Consider the following 19,107-nt stretch of genomic DNA (forward strand, 5'->3'; position numbering starts at 1 on the left):
AATGCCATTTCCAACGCTAATTTTTATATCAGAAAGTGTAACAACATTAGCATTGCGTTCGTTTTTAGCATTTGGTATGAAAATGATACCATAAGATTCACGAGCACCTTTAACAGTTACTGTTGAACCATTGAGACTAATTGCATCAACTCTGCTTAGCAAACCAATTTCTGTTGCTTTCGCATGCACATTTTTAGCGTCAAGATCTCCATTATTTCTTACAACAAATGCAATATTTCCTGAGGTAATAATGCTGTCTTCAGTTGTAGCGAATGTCTTTTCAGTAGTTACTGCGCTTTCCGATGTCGTGAGATTAACATCACTCGACATATGGGCTTGAACTGCAGTATTACCATTATTAGTAGTAGAATGATTTTGATCTGAAGTAGCAGGAGATCCAGCTTCAATTCCTGAGCGAGCAAGAACCAGATTTGCACCAGAGTTAGAAGCAGAAATGGTAGACTCTACACGCGTTTCAGTAGGTTTAAGTAGAACTCTACCTCTACTTCTATCTTGAGAAGGAAGTGCAGCTGTATCACCTGCGCGAACATTATTCACACTTGCAAGATCTTCATCTACACGTTCTGAACGAGCATTATTTGGATTATTTACAGGAACTGAAGGTACGCGAGCTGCTGTTTCCGTAGTATCAGAAATCTGCCGTCCTTCTAGATCTCGGAGCTGTTTTTCCAGATTTTGCATCTCTTCTTGCAGAATTCTCTGTTCTTCCAGATTCCTTTGCCGTTTTTCCAGATTTTGCCTGTTTCCAACTAGAGTTAGTTTAAGCTCTGCTAGTTCACTCTCCTCTTGTTCTTGAGCTTTCTTCTGAGCGTCTAAAACTTTTTGTTCCATAAAAACTCGCATCCGCGCTTCCAGATTTCTACTTCGCGCTTCCAGATTTTCCCCCTGTTTTGTTAGATATTTCTTTAGTTCTTCCAAATTTCTTGCTTTTTCTTCCTGAGAGTTTCTTTGAGCTGCTACAGCTTGCTGTTCTTGTTGCAGACGTTTCTGATTTGCCTTTAAAGCCTGTTCTCCGTCTTTTAGTTTAGATTCCCTAGAGAGCCTCTTTACATCTCTGTCTTCTGGATCCAAATTTAAATGAAAATTACCTGTTCCTTCAAAATATGCTTCCAAATTTTTTTTAAAACCTGTGCCGTATTCTCGTTGTGCATATGGAAAATAGTTCTCAAAAGTTAAATTATTTAATTTCGAATTACCATTCTTTAGTCTCCAATAATACACATAATCTTGCAAATCTGCTTGAGGATATTTTGCCTTTGTTGTATTTTTCACTGCATTATATTCATCAATAATCGTTTTATACCCTTCTTTGTTTTTAGAAAATTCCTCATAAGACACAGGGAAAAACTTCCTAACAACTACATGAGAAACACCACCTTGTCCAGAAACACCACTTTCTTCAAAAGTGGATTGAGCCTTTTTTAGCAGATTTGAATATTCAGTATCATCTTGCGAATTTACACTTTCTGGAACTCTTAATATAGCTCCTAACGCATAGGTTAAATTGCAACAAGAAAAGAACAAAGTGCTAGCAACTGTACATAATAATAAATCTTTTTTTAACATAGACACGCCTCTAATATTACTCCCTTTATTGATAACGACTACTAGGGAGGTATTTAAATCATCAGAGGATGTTTAAATCATTATGTTATTTATGTAAAGTTAAAATCGATACGTATTGTTCTTATTATATTTTTTATATGTGTTTATATTGCATGATTATATGTTATAACGTTTTTAATTGCTTGTAGCGCTTTTTATCTAAAAATTTGTTTCGGATGTGCTATTTTTAAAAACTTGTATAGAGGCTTAACAATATTGTTTAGCACAATTTTTTGTACGACTGCATCAATACTCAAAATACCTTCAATTAAACTACTCTATAGAATCACGATGAAGTACACTTCGCAATTTTGGTTTTTTTATCATGTTAGTTTTCTATGAAAGGAAATGGCTCAACATAAATAATATTGTGCAACAAATTTGCTCATGTGCAGAAACAGTAATATACATGATGCATTGATAAGGATTGCCTCTATCATTTTCAAAGTCATTGGTATCTCAAATGATAGCAAACATTAAACACTGATAGATAATTTGTGCTTGTGTTGTAAATACAAAAATTGCAACATCTGCTGCAAATTTCTGATAACGATGGAAGAGTGGACCTTATGCATTTTCATCATTTAATTTTGTAGATTTTTGATAATGGCAATAACTATTTTCTTACATTTTAAATAATTTTCAAAGATATTGAGATAACAGCATTCGTTCTGTTGGTTGCTTCCAAACGAATTCATGATACACTTTTGTTGTATGTGTTTAAATAGACATTCAAAAGCGGCATTATCTCGCTTTGATAGTTTTCACTTAGAAATTACTACAACTAGTGGAAAATTGCGTATCTTCTCCTATGATGCCAAGATCTTTTATCAAAAGTGGCCTTCCTATTTCTCCATTATAAGCTTTAACATGAATATCTTTTCCTTTTACATCTATGAGATAGTAGTCCCCATTGAATAATGCACCAGCTGTGTATACAGGTATATTTCCAAAAACTTTGTCATTTTTTGCACGGCAATAAGCTTGATAATGCGTGTGCCCTACGAATATTGCTTTTACTTGATGAGACATAATGATTGATTTAAAGACAGATAGATCTCTAGCGTTTTTTGTATGAATAAAGTGTGATTCACCATCAATAGAAGCTGGGCGAGCATCATGGAAGTTTATAATTGTTACCTTTCCTCTGGCATCAGCATTTTCTAAATCTTTTTTTAACCAATTTAGAGATTTAGTTATGGACACTTGAGTGTATTGTTCCTTCAAGTGAACTTTATAGCTTGGATGATTATGAAGTTGTACATAATGAATATCTTCATAATCCCATGAATAACTTAAACTCCCTTTTATAAAATGCATGGTTCCACCCGAGGTAGTGGTTGAACTCTCTATGACGTCTGCATTAAAATGAGATAAATCATTACTGTATTTTTTGATTTCCGATAACATTCTTTTAATTGCACTTATAGCACACGCATCTTTATAAAGATTAGATGTTTCAGGAATTGCACAGTTACCAACATTATTGGCGTAATCATGATTTCCTAGCCCTTCATATACAGGCGCACCAAGGCTTTTATATAGATTTGTATAATCGTTATAGTTTTTCTGCTGACCAGACTCAGTCAAGTCGCCATTGACGATATAAAACACAGCTTTATGTGACTTTATCGTATGAGCAACCTGTTTATTGATCGCTATCCATGGAATCCGATTAGATTCCGCATTAGAATCGCCCGAGTTCAAACGCCATGGTTGCGGATCAGCCATGATGATAGCGGTGTAGTTCTTGACGGAAGGTTTTCTTTTCACATCAGCGGTTACTGATACAAGATATCTCAATTCATCACCATTTTCAGGAAAAAGTCTTAGACAGCCAGAGACGATAAAAGGAATCAAAGTGATTGCAGCATATTTATATTTCATAAAGGCATAAGCTCCTAAAAACATTACGTATTTATAATGGTGCGGCAAAAAGTTTTTTGAAATCAATTTTATTCATGGTTTTTTGATTGATAATAGATAAAAAATTCTACCAAATGATATTATTTTGTGTATTAAAATTCAAAAATGGCTCAAAATGCGATAGAGTGCTGAATTTGCAATATGGTTCAAAGGTCATGATCTGGTAAAACTAACGCTATTATTCTGTCAAATCATTGATGGTCACATTATGCAAAATTTGTGAAAATAGTGACGATGAAATTTGTTATCATTAAGTTAAAAAGTTATTACGATATTAATATCTATTGTTGGTTATGGCTAAGGTTCCATTCATTGTGATCCTTTGATACCAAGCTTTTTATCCCTTTATAAGTTTTTAGTTTTGTTATATGACTTGTTTCAAACGTGCTAATGCAATGAAAAATTATCAAGAAGAGACAGAAAATTTGTTGGTGTTAATGGATAGTAAAAGCTTGATAAACGAGGGGTGCTTCTATCAATAGAAACATTAGTGAGAGACAAAAACACTTTCCCTTACGGAGCGCTTCGAGGTTATTATGTGCGAACAGTCTAAAATTGATAAAAGTATTCAATTTATTAATGTAGACACTCAAAGAGTTAAGAATGAAAATTAGTTTTTCATGATAAAAAGTGCATGAAATAATATAATGAAATGATAATAACGCTTAGGTTTTCTGTTTTGGCTTTTCGTATATTTTGTTCTTTTTGTTCGCTGTATTTTGTATGTAGGGCGCAAAACAAAATTTGGCTGGGGAACTTGGATTCGAACCAAGATTGACGGAGTCAGAGTCCGCTGTTCTACCATTAAACTATTCCCCAGAACGAGGATTTTATTGTTTCTAGCAGATTTTGAAGTGCGTGCAAGCGCAAAAAAGAATCTTTAGAATTTATTGATAATAAAGTGCGATTGGGATATTGTTTATTGTTGTAATTTGAATATCTGTATCGTAAATGTCTTTGAGAATCTCTGGTTGCATAATTTCTTTAGGACTTCCGCAATAAGCTGCTTTCCCATCTTTAAGTGCAATGATTATATCTGAGTAAGATGATGCAAAATTGATATCATGCATGACAATAAGAATAGTTTTGTTTAGCTCATTGGCTGTGCGACGTAATTGTTTCATCATGGATACAGAGTGTTTCATATCAAGATTGTTCAATGGTTCGTCCAATAGCAAATAATCTGTATCTTGACAGATGACCATTGCGATGAAAGCTCTTTGGCGCTGTCCTCCAGAAATTTCATCTAAAAAGCGCATTTTTAAATCTTCTAAACCGAGATATTGGATAGCGTTATCAATAAATTTCTTATCTTCATTTGTATATCTGCCTTTAGAATAAGGATAACGTCCGAAACTAACTAAATCATGTACAGTTAGACGAACAGATAAAGGATTATCTTGACGCAGAAGTGAGAGTTTTTTAGCTAAAACATCGTATGACGTTTGGTGAATATCAATATCGTCAATGTTAATAGTGCCTTGATCCTTTGGCAGAAGACGTCTGATCATCATTAAAAGGGTTGATTTTCCAGAACCATTTGGACCAATGAGAGAAATAATTCCTCCTTTTGGAAGACGAAGACATAAATCATCAATAATCAATCTAGAACCATAAGCTTTGGAAAGATTATTGATTTCAATCATTTTACTTTTTCCTTCATCAATAGAGTTAAGAAGACAATTCCGCCACAAAATTCAATAATGAAACTCAAGCGTCCTGCCATATGAAAAATTTGTTCTAAAATAAATTGTCCACCAACCAAACAAATGATTGCTAATAATATTGCAATTGGCACAACAACACTGTGTTTTGATTGAGGCGAAATTGCATAAGAAAGATTGGCAACTAACAGCCCAAAAAAAGTAACTGGCCCGACAAGTACTGTGGAAATGGATACTAAAATAGAAACAAAAATAAGAATAACTGTTGCATTTTTTTGATAGTCAACGCCAATATTGATCGCAGCTTCTCGTCCGAGAGCAATGGCGTCAAAAAGATGTCGATAGCGCCAACCAATCAGACTAATGATTATGACAACAATTGTAGTAAAATTTATTAATGATGTATTAAATTTATTAAAATTTGCAAACATGATGTCTGTTAAATACATCACTTGATCTGGATTGAGTTGCAATTGCATAAACATGCGTAAGCTGAAAAAAAATCCACCAAAAATGACACCAATCAGCAGAGTAAGATGAATCCCCTTAAGGCTTCCTGAAAACAACCAGCTAAAAAGACTTATTGCAAAAATAATTAAAATGAAAACTTCAAGAATAAATTGTCCCTCTGCATTCAAAAATGGCAAAGAAAAAGAGCCAATAAAGTAAAGAGCCATCGTTTTGATTAAAATATAAAGCTGATCAAAGCCCATAATAGAGGGGGTAAGGAGCCGATTATTAATGATGGTTTGAAATAGAACAGTAGAAACAGCGATTGTATATGCAATAAGAACCAGAGAGATCAGTTTTGTCAAACGAAATGGCCATGTATAAACATTCACATTCCATGTCATATAAAGACACACCACGACACATACACTGAGCGCAAGTGTTGTCAGTAAAAGCGGGGTTGCTTTTTGATTATCCAAGACGCTTTCTCCAGCGTAAAAGAAGTATAATGAAAATAAAACTACCTATAACTCCCATCGTGGTGCTGATGGGAATTTCAAAAGAATGATTTATCGTACGTCCTAAAAGATCACAGATCAATACCATTCCTGCTCCACTGATTGCGACCCAAGGAGCAGTATGGCGCATATTATCGCCTATGAAATTTGAAACGATGTTTGGAATAATTAGTCCAACAAAAGGGATACGCCCGACTGTACAGACAACCAAAGCAGTAATTGATGCAATAATAAAGAGACCAAAGAACACGACAGTACGATGATTGAGTCCAAGATTTCTAGTTAAATCTTCTCCAAGACTAGCCACTGTAAAATGATTAGCGGAAAAATAAGCCAAGATACACAAGGGAAGAGATAGCCATAGAAGTTCGTATTTGCCTTCTAGAATCATTGAAAAACTGCCAAATAAATAAGCTTGCAGGGAAGGGAGTAACATTTCATGATCTGCAAGAGCATTGGTTAAAGAACCAATAACATAGCCCAGCATAATTCCAGTGAGTGGCACAATGAGTGCAGATTTAAAAGAAATGTGATGCAATAAAAACATAAAAATTAATGTACCAGTCATGGCAAAAATTGTGGCAATGGCCATTTTCCCAAGAACAGGTATATCAGGAACAAAAATCATGACAAAAAGAATACCAAACGCTGCAGATTCAACAGTTCCTGCGGTTGAAGGTGCTACAAAGCGATTACGCGTTAACAGCTGCATAATCATGCCTGAAAGTGCAAGTCCCATGCCTACCAAAAGCACTGCTACTGTGCGGGGAATGCGCGTTTTCCAGAAGAGAAGCCATGCACTCGGATCACCAGATAACAGTTTAGAAGGTGTGACATCAGAGTAACCAACGAAGATGCTAAGAATAGAAAGTAGAGTAATGACCGTTACGGCTATCCAGTAATTTTTCACATTAAACTCGTTTTAAAGGAAAGAACAGTAGAGATTATTCATAAAACAACCTCCACTATTAATTTTTATTTATCGCAAGAAAATTATTCGCTTTTTGCGAAGATTTCAGCGAGTTCTTTAGCTGTTGTGTACAACCCTGTTAGTCCACCAAGAGCTCGATACCAGCTCCAAGATTCTAGGTATATAATTTGATTTTTCTTTCCAGCTGTTGTGCGCATAATGAGCTCATTGTCGAGTAGCTGAGCTGCAGATTGTCCTTCTCTTTCAACCGCTGCATCCCGATCAACGACCAATAACCAATCAGGATTCGTTTCGAGAATAAATTCAGGAGAAACAATCTGTCCATGTCTTTGCACAGTCAATTTATCGGTTGCAGGAGCAATTCCATAGCCAGAATGGAAGATATCAAAACGCGATTGAGGACCCAAAGCACTTATTTTTCCCCCAGAGGTCATAAGGACAAGCGCTGTGCCTTTCCCTTTGGTCACTTTACGAACCATTTCTAAATTTTCATGGAGTTTTGCGATCTCTTGTTCAGCTTCTTTTTCTTTGTCAAAAAGTTTTCCAAGAATGGTGATGTTGCGCTCAATATTTTGAAGAGTATTTTTGTATTCTATTGTCATATCAATAGTAGGAGCGATTTTTGATAAATCTGCATATTTAGACCGTACACGTGAAGAAATGAGAATGAGGTCGGGACGGAATTCAGCGATTTTCTCATAATTGGGTTCAAAAAGAGTACCAATTTTTTCATATTTATCATCATTAAAATGTTCTAAATATGCTGGTTTTTTTCCTTCAGGAACACCGATCGTGGTTGTAATGCCAAGGTGATCCATATTGTCAAGTGCAGTAACGTCAAACACAACAATTTTTTTAGGGTTTTTAGAAACAGTCGTTGTTCCTGAAGCATGCTCAATAGTTACGGTTGCATGTGTATTTGCATTTACCCATGGGGAAGTTGCAAAAATTACCGCAGCAGCCAAAATAGATGCTACCCATCTGATATATTTTGTGGTCATCAATTTTATCCTTTTATCTCAAAAATACTACAGAAATTTTATAGAGTAAAAATATCAACTTTAATAGTTTTTTTTACACATAATGTCATTAAATACACTATGTTACAAGATTGTCTAAAAATTGCTGAATTATTTTGAACGGCATTTTTAAATTCAAAATGGTATGTAAAATTTAATTCGAACTTTTCTTGTCTTTATATTTATCCATATCTTTGCAAGCTTTCTTTCTAAGAAAGTTTACGAAAAGACTATGGTTAGAATATTTAAAAGGAAGTATGTGTATTGACGTGATGTTTTTTACAAAATGATAAGTTAATGCGCTGATGCTTAAGGTATCTAAATTCTTTGGTGAAAATGTGCTATCTTAAATCAATGTTGTGATAATCAAATGCAAGGTAACTAGAAGAAATATATCGGTTAAATCATTCTGTTGTGCAACATTACAATAGAGATCCAAAGTTTCTTTTAAGCATCATTGAGCAGAATAGTGTAAGGTCAAAATATAGTTGTTCGGGCAATGGGTATAGGCAAGGGGTATAAGAGTAAATTTCGGTTAAAGTTAAAATTTGAAACTTAGGAGGATCTGGCTCAGCGAAAGGAAATGTTGTTTTGAATGACATGACCATTGAGGCTATGAAGATAGATCGTTGGATTGACGTTAAAGCTATGATGAAGAATTTGAGACGAGTGCTAGTTCGATTGATGCTGAGGTAGGTATTTTGAAAAGGAAGAAAAAGCTTAATAATACCAAATCAGAGGATCATATATAGGTTTTACTGGCAGCTTTATTGTAGTTGCTTGCTTCATTGCAGACTTAGCTTTTCTTAGTTTATCTGATGCAAAACTACAATGAATAGGTGGGAAGATTGATGTCAATGTTACGTTTCACAGAGATCTAATTTATCAAAACAAATTTATATAAGTCAGTTTTTTGGGTGGATTACGCTATTGCTTTTATGAAACTTTTTAATGGTTACAAATAAAGGCGCAAATCTATATTGATGATTTTGTTTCATTACGGAGCTATTTTTCTAATTCAATCTTTACATATAGCACATAATGTATTACTCAATAAGTATATAATTGAATTTAAATTAAGATATTGATTCATTTATGTGTTTATTCTTTTGGAATATTTGTTTAGTATTTCTACGGATTAATTATTTTCGATCGGGGGTGGGAGAAAGCTTACGACGGAATTATGATCAGAATTGTGAAAAAACATGTGTATTTATGTGCTATTACAACCACTATTTTTTCTTTTTTACAAAATATAGAGGCTTATGCCCAAGCTGTTGATAATACTGTAACTGGCAGCAGTGTGAGAACTGGAGTTGTGCAGGGTGGAGCCAATGCGCAAACAGAGATCAAAGTAAAAGCTGGTAGTAGGTCAGAAATCAATGTCACTCCGGGAACTAGAGACAATGTGGCAGTTGCTGGCAATGTAGCAGCTATGGTCAAGGAGAAAAAACTTAATGCTAATATGTCTGAGTGTGATGCAAATACATCAGTTTATCAATGTAGTACTGGTAAGACACACACAATTACAGGGAAAACTTATCGGTTAGAAGAGCATAAAGCTGTCACTGGTTCCAGTTCTACCTCTGGTATTTCTGCGAAAGGAGCTGAGGAAGGGAAAGTGGCCATAACAGTGGGAAAGCCAGGTACAGTTGTTCATGTAATGAATGTGGATATTATTGGCGTTTCTGATTTAAACTCTGAAGATACTGTATCCATTTCAGGTGTATCTGTTTCAAATAGCGGAAAAGTTATTTTAAGTGATTCAACTATTAAGGGTGTGAAAGAGGGTATTAATGTTAGGGGTGGGACACTCGAGATGAGCGGTGGCTCGATTGAATCTAAGATGGGTGTTATCGCAATGGGGCAGAAGGGAGAAATAGCGAGACAGAATGGAGGGAGATCGAGACAAAGAATAGAAAAAGCGTCTGCTATTTTAACCGATACAAAAGTTAAGATAGGTGGTGGGGGCATAGGTCTGTCTAGTTTTTCTAATGCAAAAATTAAGATGACAGGTGGAGTCATTGATGCGGTAGATGCTCGTGCGCTTTATGTAAATAAGCAAGGAAGTATCACTTTGAATGATGTGACTATTACATCAAAGCGAGAAGATGGGGTAGGAAAAGGAGATATCGCAGTTTTAGATATACGCCCAAATAGTGATCTTAATCTGAAGAATGTTAATGTTAAAGCTACAGATGTCCATGGTTTGAGGATCAGAAATTCATCAAATGATCCTTTTGATCAACAACAGTTTGATGGCAATGATAATGAGAACGTATTTGCAGCAGATGTTAAAATTGAAAGCTCATCTGTTGCGGTGAAGGGTCATACATCTTACGGTCTGTATTTTGGTGTTTCGGAACAAGAAAAGACTGAACGTCGAAATGTCAGACGTCAAAAACGAGCAGGTGAGAATGATTTTTTACTTGGGTTACTTCAGTTGAAGCAAACAACTGTTGCGGCTCCAGATAATATAGCTATTTACAGTGCTAGTGATTATGGTTCTATTAGCTTGTCGGAAGGTTCAGATATCTCCGGTGATTTATTGTTGAAGGCTGATAATAATTCTATGGTTTTAGTTTTGTCTGATGCTTCTTCACTAAAAGGGGGTACGCGCATTGATGAAAGAGGAGCGGCTCATTTTTATTTGTTTAATGATTCCAAATGGACTTTAATGGCAAGAAAGCTAACAAATTCGCAGGACGCAGTTTCCGATCCTGTGGATTTGTATACATCTTCTATTTCAGAGGTAATTCTGAGTGATAGTCGTATTGTATTTGCAAGGCCTACATCCGGGCATTATCAAACACTCAATATTGGAAATCGGTTGGGATATTCTAGAGAGGATATGGATGTTGTTGGTGATGGCGAAAATGGTAATGACGTTGTTTATAGTGCGCAGAACAATGCACAGATTTATCTCAACACATATATAAGTGGTCGTGATTCATCTGTCGATTCGCAGACTGATCGCCTCTTAATCTATGGGGATATCTCTGGGAAAACAGCGATTCACATATCATCTGTCCAGGAAAATGCAATTGGGAAAACGCGCAAAGACAGAAGTCATCAAGGGATTTCAATTATTCAGGTTTTTGGAAAAGCGCAGTCAGATTCTTTTAAGTTGGATAGTGATTATATTACGTTGAGTGGTTTGCCTTATCAATATAAGCTTTATGCCTATGGCCCCAATTCTCCTTTGGGTGAAGCTGATGCTTCTAATAAATTGATCGAGAGCAATGGAGACTTTTGGGATTTCCGCCTTGAAAGTAAATATACCGGATCAACGGATTCTGGTCTTATCTCTAATCGAGATGTAAGAACTGTTGTACCACAAGTTCCAACTTATCTTCTTTCGCCAAATGCTTTATTCCATTCTGGTTTGATAGATATAAGTAATCAAAATAAGCGATTGGAGGCTATGCGCACTTTTTCTGATTGGCTTTTGAAAAGCGATGAAAACCCAGCTTTTTTGGTGCGGGGTTACAGTGGTAGTTACGATTATGCTTCAAATCTGTCTGCATTTGAATATGGTTATGGAGCTGATCTTGGTTATAATGCTATAGAATCCGGTGTTTTATTGTATACAAAGGAGCGTAGATTTGGGAGCACATCCTTTGGTGTTATGGGAACTTATGGCAAATTATCTCTCCAACCTCAAAATGTTGAAAATAGTCAAAAAAGTACTTTTGATAAATGGTCAATAACAACTTATGCTAGTGTAAAGCATGGCAATGGTTTTTATGGGGATGGGCTTTTATCTTATGGTCTGTTTAAGGGAGATATATCGACTCTTTCACGGGGAAAAACGGCAAGTTTAAAGAGCAACCCAATAAGTGCTTCATTGACTGTTGGTCGGGCTTTTATGATGGGATTTGAAGGTTTTGTTTTAGATCCACAGATGCAGCTTGTTTATCAACGTCTTCTCTTTGATAAGACCAACGATGTTGATGGTTTTGATGTTGAGATTGGCTCTCCTGATCAATGGATTACGCGTGTTGGTGGGAGTTTGACACGGTCTCTTGCAGAAGCGGAAAAAGAAAGAGTTGTTTCTTTCTACAGTAAACTTTATTTTACGCACAGTTTTGCAGGTAAGCAGTTTGTGCATTTGAAAGATGCATTCGAATTAGGTGCGTTGGGCTCTTTCCTAGAAGCTGGGTTAGGTTTTAATGCTCAATTATCTAAAAAGATTGTGTTTCATGGTGATATGACTTATCAGCACAAGCTTACAAAAGCCGGATTTTCTGGAACTAGTTTTTCTGGTGGACTGCGTTATCGCTTTTAACTCTTATTTCACTTTTGTTTTGTTGAAACCTTTATAAAAGTCACAAATATAAATTTGTGACTTTATTTTACGCACAGTTTTGCAGAGAGTAGGGAAAGTATTAGTCGAACTATATTAAATTGAATTATAAGCAAATAGATTAATTATATTTTGTGTTTATGACTTTTTATAAACTTAAAGAGTAAGCTGTTGAACATTGCATTGGTCCACGGTAAAACTGTTATGATATGATGTTGTTTTGATTAGCCGGTTTGGTTTATTGATCAACATTTTCTCTTTGATTCGGTTGGTGATTTTATACTGGTCTTGATATTGAGATTTTTGCAATTATGATCGAAGAATTATGCGATTTTGTAATTCATTTACTGTTAAAAGGCACGGATTATTTTCTTCTATGGTAAGCTCCATCTTACACGTAGTTTTTAAGGTAAACAGTTTGTGCATTTTAAAGATGTATTCTAGTTGGGTGGGTTCGGTTTTCCCCTAGATGCTAGAGGTTAGGTTTTAATGCACGATTGTCTTCCAATGTTGCGTTTTGTGATAATCTCACCAAAGCTGGATTTTCTGAACGCGTTTTTTTGATGGGCTGCGCTATCATTTTTAATTGCGATGGTTATTGTGAACGCGAATTTTTTAATCAGTGATGTTTATAATACCACATTGACCGTTTTCGCTACCAAAAGCTAGATTGTGTCCTGTGTGATCCCAACTGAGCGCTGAAATGGCGTTTCCGTCGCCAGTTTTAAGCAGTACTTCTTTGCCATCATTAAAGCGCGCACATAGGATTATTCCATCATTAAAACCAATTGCTACGATTTCTTCTTTTGGATGGCAAGCAACGGTGCTGACAAGAGCATTTTCTCGTGTCCCAAGTTCTAACGGAGTTTTACCCATGGGGCCATCTTTTGTATAAAATGGCCAAACAATTGCTGCTGATGCACCTGATGTCGCTAACCATTTTCCTTTTGTGCTCCAAGACCAGCTTTTAACTTTGCTGGGATAGCCACTCATTCGTAAATGTTGATGATCTGCAAGGCGCCAACCATGTAAGGCATTCTCTTGCATAGTGGAAATGACATAGCGATTGTCTGGTGAGAAAATAACATCAAAATGAGCCCCTTTCCATACCAATGTAGTTGGAGTTGTCTGTGCTGATAACCAATGAAGAGTGACACCGTTATAATGGGCAACAGCAAGGCGCAAACCCTTTGGGGCAAAGGCAAGCCCTTCCACACTGCGCTCATGAACTATCGTTTGCAGGCCGTTTCCAATATTCACTGATGTTAGACGTGAGGAGGCAAAAGCAAAAACATTTCTGGGACCAAAAGAAACACTACTGATCCATTTACGTTCTTGTATGCCCAATATTTCTATATGTCCATCTGATGTTGTTTGACATACTTTTCCATCTTCTCCACCTGTGATAATTGCTGTATGATCATAGGCAAAATGGCTTGAAATTGTTCCTTTATGCACTTCAATAATTTGTGGTTTAGGAGTTAGAAAAGCAATCAAACCTTCTGCTGAAACAAATGCTGGCTTATTGTCGATAAAACCACAGGAAAGGCAATAACTTTGGAGGTTATAAGAGGTAATGCTTGGCATGGTGATACGCTTATGCACAGTTTTCAAAGTCAGTTTTAAGCTGTTCAGCATCAAGTGTACGGCCAATAAAGACAAGTCGGCTTTCACGCTTTTCATCTTTGTGCCATGGACGTTGGTGCTGTCCTTCAAGAATCATATGTATGCCTTGAAGGACATAACGATCATCGTCTCCTTGAAATGCGATAATACCCTTTAAACGCAAAATATGAGGTCCTTGTTGCTGAGTCACTTGTTGAATCCATGAAAAAAACTTTTCTGGTTTAAGGGCACCTGTTTTTAGGCTTATTGAGGTTATTGTCACGTCATGAATGGTAGATGCATGATGGTGTCCGTAGCTGTGTTCGTGGTCATGATCACAATCGGAACCACATATATGGTCTGGCTGCTGATGGTCTAGAAAATGAGGATCGTTTTCTAAAACGCGTTGTAGGTCAAAAGAAGCGCGATCAAGCAATTTATCAAGAGAGATGTTTGCACGCTTTGTTTCATACAGCATAGCTCCAGGATTAATGGTGCGAATGAGTGATTTGACATGCGTCTGTTCTTCTGGACTAATAAGATCAATTTTATTTAACAAAACAATATCAGAGAAGGCAATTTGATCTTCTGCTTCACGGCTCTCTTTCAGTTGAAGTGGAAAATGCTTTGCATCAACCACTGCAATGATGCTGTCCAGTGTGGTTTTTTCACGGACAGAATCGTCCATAAAGAAAGTTTGCGCAACTGGAACAGGATCAGCAAGCCCTGTTGTTTCTATAATGATAGCATCAAACCGGTGAGAACGCTGCATCAAGCTTTCCAAAACGCGAATAAGGTCACCGCGTACGGTACAGCAAATACAGCCATTGTTCATTTCATAAATTTCTTCATCCGATTCAATGATAAGATCATTATCAATGCCAATCTCGCCGAATTCATTCACAATGACTGCATAACGTTTTCCATGGTTTTCGCTTAAAATACGGTTCAGAAGAGTGGTTTTCCCTGATCCAAGATAGCCTGTTAGAACTGTAACAGGAATTTTTTTGGACGTATTCTGCATCTTTTCCATGGTTGCACCTTTTACTGTAACGTGTTTATTTTGAATTTCTTGATATCATCAAGTAAATTACGCAGCCCACAAAGAACATGGGAAAAAATTGCTTCACCTGCTTGGGGTGTTGCTTTGCTTGCATTCCCTGCTACTCCTCGAACATTAAGATCACGCATTATCCACCCAAAGGCATGAGGTCCATAAGCGCGTAAATACTGATAATTGGCGATCATATCAGCTTGTTTATTATAAAAATTTTCTGCTTTTTCCATATGCACTTTTTCTGGAGCTAAATAAAGCATTAAGGAGGTTTCAATGAAGCCTCCATGGATATCAAGATGGTGTTGAGATGGCTCCATTAAGCCTTCTGGGAGACCAAAACGACTCCAGCTTGTTGCTACTGCAAGTATTGAAAAACGTCTTCTTAATTCGGTAACAACAATGTTTATTAAAGACGAATTTCCTCCATGGGCGTTGAGAAGCAGAAAACGTTTAATACCTTTACGGTAGCATTCTTCACCAATATTGATCCAGCGTTCTATAGCGTCAGAAAAGGTCAGCGTTTGTGTGCCCGGAGCATCCATATGTTCTATCGAATATCCAATTTTTTCAACTGGTAGAAGTGAGATCTGAAACTGCTTTTTTGTTTGTAAGGTAAGCGCTTTTGCAAAAGCTTCAGCAATTATCCAGTCGGTTTCAAGAGGGAGATGGTTTCCGTGATATTCGTGTGCGCCTAAAGGCAAAATAGCAAGAGAAGGTGTGTCGGATATCATAAATTCATTGCCAAAAAAGAGAATTGAATAAATGTAGTAGAATGATCCAATATGATAGAGTATTTTTTTCCAACTGTAATCTATATATGAACAAAACGCAAATACACGCGAATAAAAGCACTTTTGTATAAAAATATATATGCAAGAAAATTGGAGCTTTTTTGCAAACAGTGGAAATCAGGAATAACAACACTTCGTTTTTCGCATTATTGGTGCTGATGGTCAATAATCTGTTCAATCTAAGGATATTGCTATTGTCACAAAGCGTATTAATAAACAATCCATCATAGTTTATACGCGTTGAAATATGAGTACGGTTGTATATGGGTAGGCTATTTAAAGAGATATGCAATTTTTTTTGTATGAGATAAGAATGCTACTGTAAAATCTTCAATATTTTCTGCATCGTTAAATTTGATAATTTTTGACGACAGTTTATGCAAGTTTTGTTTTGAATGGGTGGATATAAGCGTATTTATGTCTCATTGATAAAGTGCATAAGTTGAGGCATTTAGGTATAAGCAATATAAGATTTATTAAACTATAGCACGGCATTTAATTATTAAGCAAAAGATCCTGTTTTGTGCGAAGGCGCGCAATCCACTGATCTTCACGAATAGCGGTATTGTGCATTGTGATGAGTTCATTCTTTTTAATTTCAGCAGTAACTGTTGCTTTTTCTAGAAGACCACAAGGAATGGCTTGGCAAGCGCGCGCTTCTGCAACACTCATTGTCCATGCACGATAGCTGTAAAGGCCTATAAAATCCAATTGATCGCCTGGATATAAATCTTTTTTTGCAACAGCGCAGACTTCTGCTACTGGGCGATTAAGCGGTATCATATCTGGTTGGCCGTAAAGCATGACACGTGCGCAGGTAAGCGGAACTTCCATTGCGGTTAAATGGTATGGGCGATGAAAGGTGAAATAAGGGCCTTGACCGATTTTTAAATCTTCCATACGTTCGCGTAGACGTGGATGCGCTATTTCTGCAATTACGAAAACACCCGGAGAAATTCCTTGACCGATTGAATAATCTACGACACCATATCTGTTTAAAATTCCACCATCCTGTTTTGGAATAAGTACCTTGTTTAAGTCTTCGAGCGCAGTTTGTGGTCCATGCATTCCTGGGCAGTCAGGTAGGAGTCCAGTTGCATTGGCAATCGCTGCCATTTCAACCATTGTCTTGGAGCCATCAATAAATTCAACTAGCATGCGTACATTCATATTACGTCGTAATGCTTCTTCTTTATAAGCATCGGGTGTGGCATCAAAAATAAGAGGATTGTTTTTGCCTTTACCAGCTGCAACAATCTTATGTCCAAGTGCTGAAACAAACTCGATGAGTTCCATACAAGAAGAGGGTTCATCACCAGCACCAAGCGTATAAATGAGATCGCGTTTATCTGCTTCATGTTTTAAATAAGCGCCGATTGTAGTATCAGCTTCAACATTCATCATAACAAGATGCTTGTTATTCTCGAGCGCTTTGAAACCAATTTCTGCACCAGCTTCAGGATATCCTGTCGCATCAACTACAATGTCAATCTGTTCGTTGAACAGAACAAGGTCTAGATCATCTGTGGCGGCAATCAAGCCTTTTTCAATGGCTTGTGTCAAGGCGGTTGCATTTTCGACTTCACATGCATGGCCTTCTTCACCGTGAGCGAGTGCAGCAGCATCCAAAACCCGTGACGGTGTTCGGGTAGCAACGGCTGCAACTGTTATACCATCTATATGTGCAACACTTGACAGTAAATCTGTTCCCATTTCACCACAACCGATAAGCCCAATACGAATAGGTGGATGGTTTTCTGCACGCCGTTTTAAATCACGGGCTAAACCTGTCAGGCTGACATTGCTTGCCATTCTTTTTTCCCATTTTAAATTATCTTCTCAGGAAGATACTTTATTTATTCATAAGACACAGTTACTTATAAAGTATTTAGTCTTTGTATTGCTGAATATTATTGATGCTCTAATCAATGGACTCTATAAAAGCAAGGAAAAGTATAGGCTTTTTTCAAATAAAACAAAAATGATGCTGTGTAACGAAAAATAGCAGTGTAAGACAAGCGAGTTTCATTGGAACAGAAATTAGTTTATTGCAATGATGCTTTGTTACACAGAATATGATTAATCAATTTGCACACGTGAGGTGATCATTAATGGATTCATGTGGATGAAGAAAAACGATAGGATCACGAGGTGAGTTAACGCTTCTTTTTGTCGAATTTCTGTGCAATCCAATCTTCAGACCATTGGATTATAATATTGAAAATGATTAGAAGAATAATTACTATTGTCATGATGGGGATGTTATAACGCTGGATCTATAGCGGATCGCCATATCACCCAAACCTCCACCACCTAAATATCCAGCAAGTGAAGTGGCGCTAAGAAGAGAAATAACCATGACCGTAAAGCCGGTGATTAGGCTAGGGAGCGCTTCAGAAATAAGAACATGCTTAATAATTTGAAGATGGTTGGCACTCATAGAACGAATAGCTTCAACTAAACCATTCTCAACAGTTTTAAAAGAGAATTCTGTAATCCGTGCATATTTCAATAATATCCAGTGGAGATGTAAGAGCATTATCAGGATCTTTTAACTTAATTACGCCTAAAGAATGGAGGAGAAGCAAAGCTCTTCCACCATTTGATGGGGCATTCGGAATACCGACATGTGCTCTATTCCTAAGATCTTTTAATTCTTGAATTTTACGTGAATAGATACCAATTGGAGTCATGAATGTATATCCAATAATAGAAAGTTGGTAGTGATACTGTTTAATTTGAGTATCAAAATAAGGCGTGTGCTGAAAAGCATTCGCATCAATATCGCTCGCATTAACAGCACTGTTAAGGAGCGTGTAATCAGAAAAGAGTTCAAGATCCAAGTCGCTTTTTTAGCTTGCTCAACTGCAACGTTCCAAATAGCCGCTTCCTCTCTTTCTATGAGACCGAGTTTAATTTTTGATTTGTCAGCTGCACTGGCAAAGAAAACGTGCAAAAAAATGCAAAGAAAGGAATAAGCCGATAACAGTGTATGTTGGGATAATTTACTCAATGTCATATACGTTTAGCTTCCTTTACTTATAAAAGACATTGTAAGGGAGAATTCAATGTAAAAAGAATCAAAGCTTATAAAAGCTTAATAGAATATTCAATCATTTTTAGTTTAAAATTATTATTTCACTTTGCGTTGTAATCGCTTATTTTGAAAGAAATATACTTGGTTAGACAGCATTTTTACTGCAGGATTTGGTTA

General features: G+C 36.5%; 10 protein-coding genes, 1 tRNA gene and 3 pseudogenes. 1 reads left to right on the forward strand and 13 read right to left on the reverse strand.

Annotated features, from left to right (window positions below; translation table 11 throughout):
- From NPX98_RS06260 to NPX98_RS06290, 7 genes and pseudogenes are all read right to left on the reverse strand, one after another.
- Positions 1 to 1,587 (reverse strand): annotated as a pseudogene (locus NPX98_RS06260) (hypothetical protein); the annotation flags it as partial.
- Positions 1,588 to 2,394: 807 nt separating this feature from the next.
- Positions 2,395 to 3,513 carry a metallophosphoesterase family protein gene (locus NPX98_RS06265; RefSeq protein ID WP_269023291.1) on the reverse strand — a complete coding sequence of 373 codons (1,119 nt, stop codon included), beginning with the start codon at positions 3,511 to 3,513 and terminating at the stop codon, positions 2,395 to 2,397.
- Positions 3,514 to 4,297: 784 nt separating this feature from the next.
- Positions 4,298 to 4,371 (reverse strand) — tRNA-Gln (locus tag NPX98_RS06270).
- A 68-nt stretch (positions 4,372 to 4,439) separates the two neighbouring features.
- Positions 4,440 to 5,198 carry an iron ABC transporter ATP-binding protein gene (locus NPX98_RS06275; protein WP_269023292.1) on the reverse strand — a complete coding sequence of 253 codons (759 nt, stop codon included), beginning with the start codon at positions 5,196 to 5,198 and terminating at the stop codon, positions 4,440 to 4,442.
- Entirely contained in the window at positions 5,195 to 6,145 is a 951-nt protein-coding gene (locus NPX98_RS06280; RefSeq protein ID WP_269023293.1) for an iron chelate uptake ABC transporter family permease subunit, read from the reverse strand. The genes NPX98_RS06275 and NPX98_RS06280 overlap by 4 nt, the downstream gene beginning before the upstream one ends.
- Complete coding sequence (locus NPX98_RS06285; RefSeq protein WP_269023294.1) at positions 6,138 to 7,094, reverse strand: ABC transporter permease; 957 nt, start codon at positions 7,092 to 7,094, stop codon at positions 6,138 to 6,140. Before NPX98_RS06285 ends, NPX98_RS06280 begins: the two co-directional genes overlap by 8 nt.
- Positions 7,095 to 7,177: 83 nt before the next feature.
- On the reverse strand, positions 7,178 to 8,116 hold the full coding sequence (locus NPX98_RS06290) for a siderophore ABC transporter substrate-binding protein (RefSeq protein WP_269023295.1): 939 nt from the start codon (positions 8,114 to 8,116) through the stop codon (positions 7,178 to 7,180).
- Between the two features lie 1,201 nt (positions 8,117 to 9,317).
- Here NPX98_RS06290 and NPX98_RS06295 point away from each other — a divergent pair.
- Positions 9,318 to 12,422: an autotransporter outer membrane beta-barrel domain-containing protein gene (locus NPX98_RS06295; RefSeq protein ID WP_269023296.1), complete on the forward strand. Its 3,105-nt coding sequence runs from the start codon at positions 9,318 to 9,320 to the stop codon at positions 12,420 to 12,422.
- A 633-nt stretch (positions 12,423 to 13,055) separates the two neighbouring features.
- Here NPX98_RS06295 and NPX98_RS06300 read toward each other — a convergent pair.
- The 6 genes and pseudogenes from NPX98_RS06300 to NPX98_RS06605 form a co-directional block, all read right to left on the reverse strand.
- Entirely contained in the window at positions 13,056 to 14,027 is a 972-nt protein-coding gene (locus NPX98_RS06300) for a WD40 repeat domain-containing protein (RefSeq protein ID WP_269023320.1), read from the reverse strand.
- 10 nt (positions 14,028 to 14,037) lie between these two features.
- A complete protein-coding gene (locus tag NPX98_RS06305) occupies positions 14,038 to 15,078 on the reverse strand; it encodes a CobW family GTP-binding protein (RefSeq protein WP_269023297.1) in 1,041 nt (346 codons plus the stop codon).
- 11 nt (positions 15,079 to 15,089) lie between these two features.
- Positions 15,090 to 15,833, reverse strand: coding sequence for a creatininase family protein (locus tag NPX98_RS06310; RefSeq protein WP_269023298.1), 744 nt, complete (start codon positions 15,831 to 15,833; stop codon positions 15,090 to 15,092).
- A gap of 555 nt (positions 15,834 to 16,388) precedes the next feature.
- A complete protein-coding gene (locus NPX98_RS06315; RefSeq protein ID WP_269023299.1) occupies positions 16,389 to 17,705 on the reverse strand; it encodes an NAD(P)H-dependent oxidoreductase in 1,317 nt (438 codons plus the stop codon).
- Between the two features lie 344 nt (positions 17,706 to 18,049).
- Positions 18,050 to 18,399 (reverse strand): annotated as a pseudogene (locus NPX98_RS06600) (ABC transporter permease subunit); the annotation flags it as partial.
- A 1-nt stretch (position 18,400) separates the two neighbouring features.
- Positions 18,401 to 18,912 (reverse strand): annotated as a pseudogene (locus tag NPX98_RS06605) (MetQ/NlpA family ABC transporter substrate-binding protein); the annotation flags it as partial.
- Positions 18,913 to 19,107 lie beyond the last annotated feature (195 nt).

The sequence above is a fragment of the Bartonella sp. A05 genome (assembly GCF_026930145.1).
In the GTDB taxonomy this organism is placed as follows: Bacteria; Pseudomonadota; Alphaproteobacteria; order Rhizobiales; family Rhizobiaceae; genus Bartonella.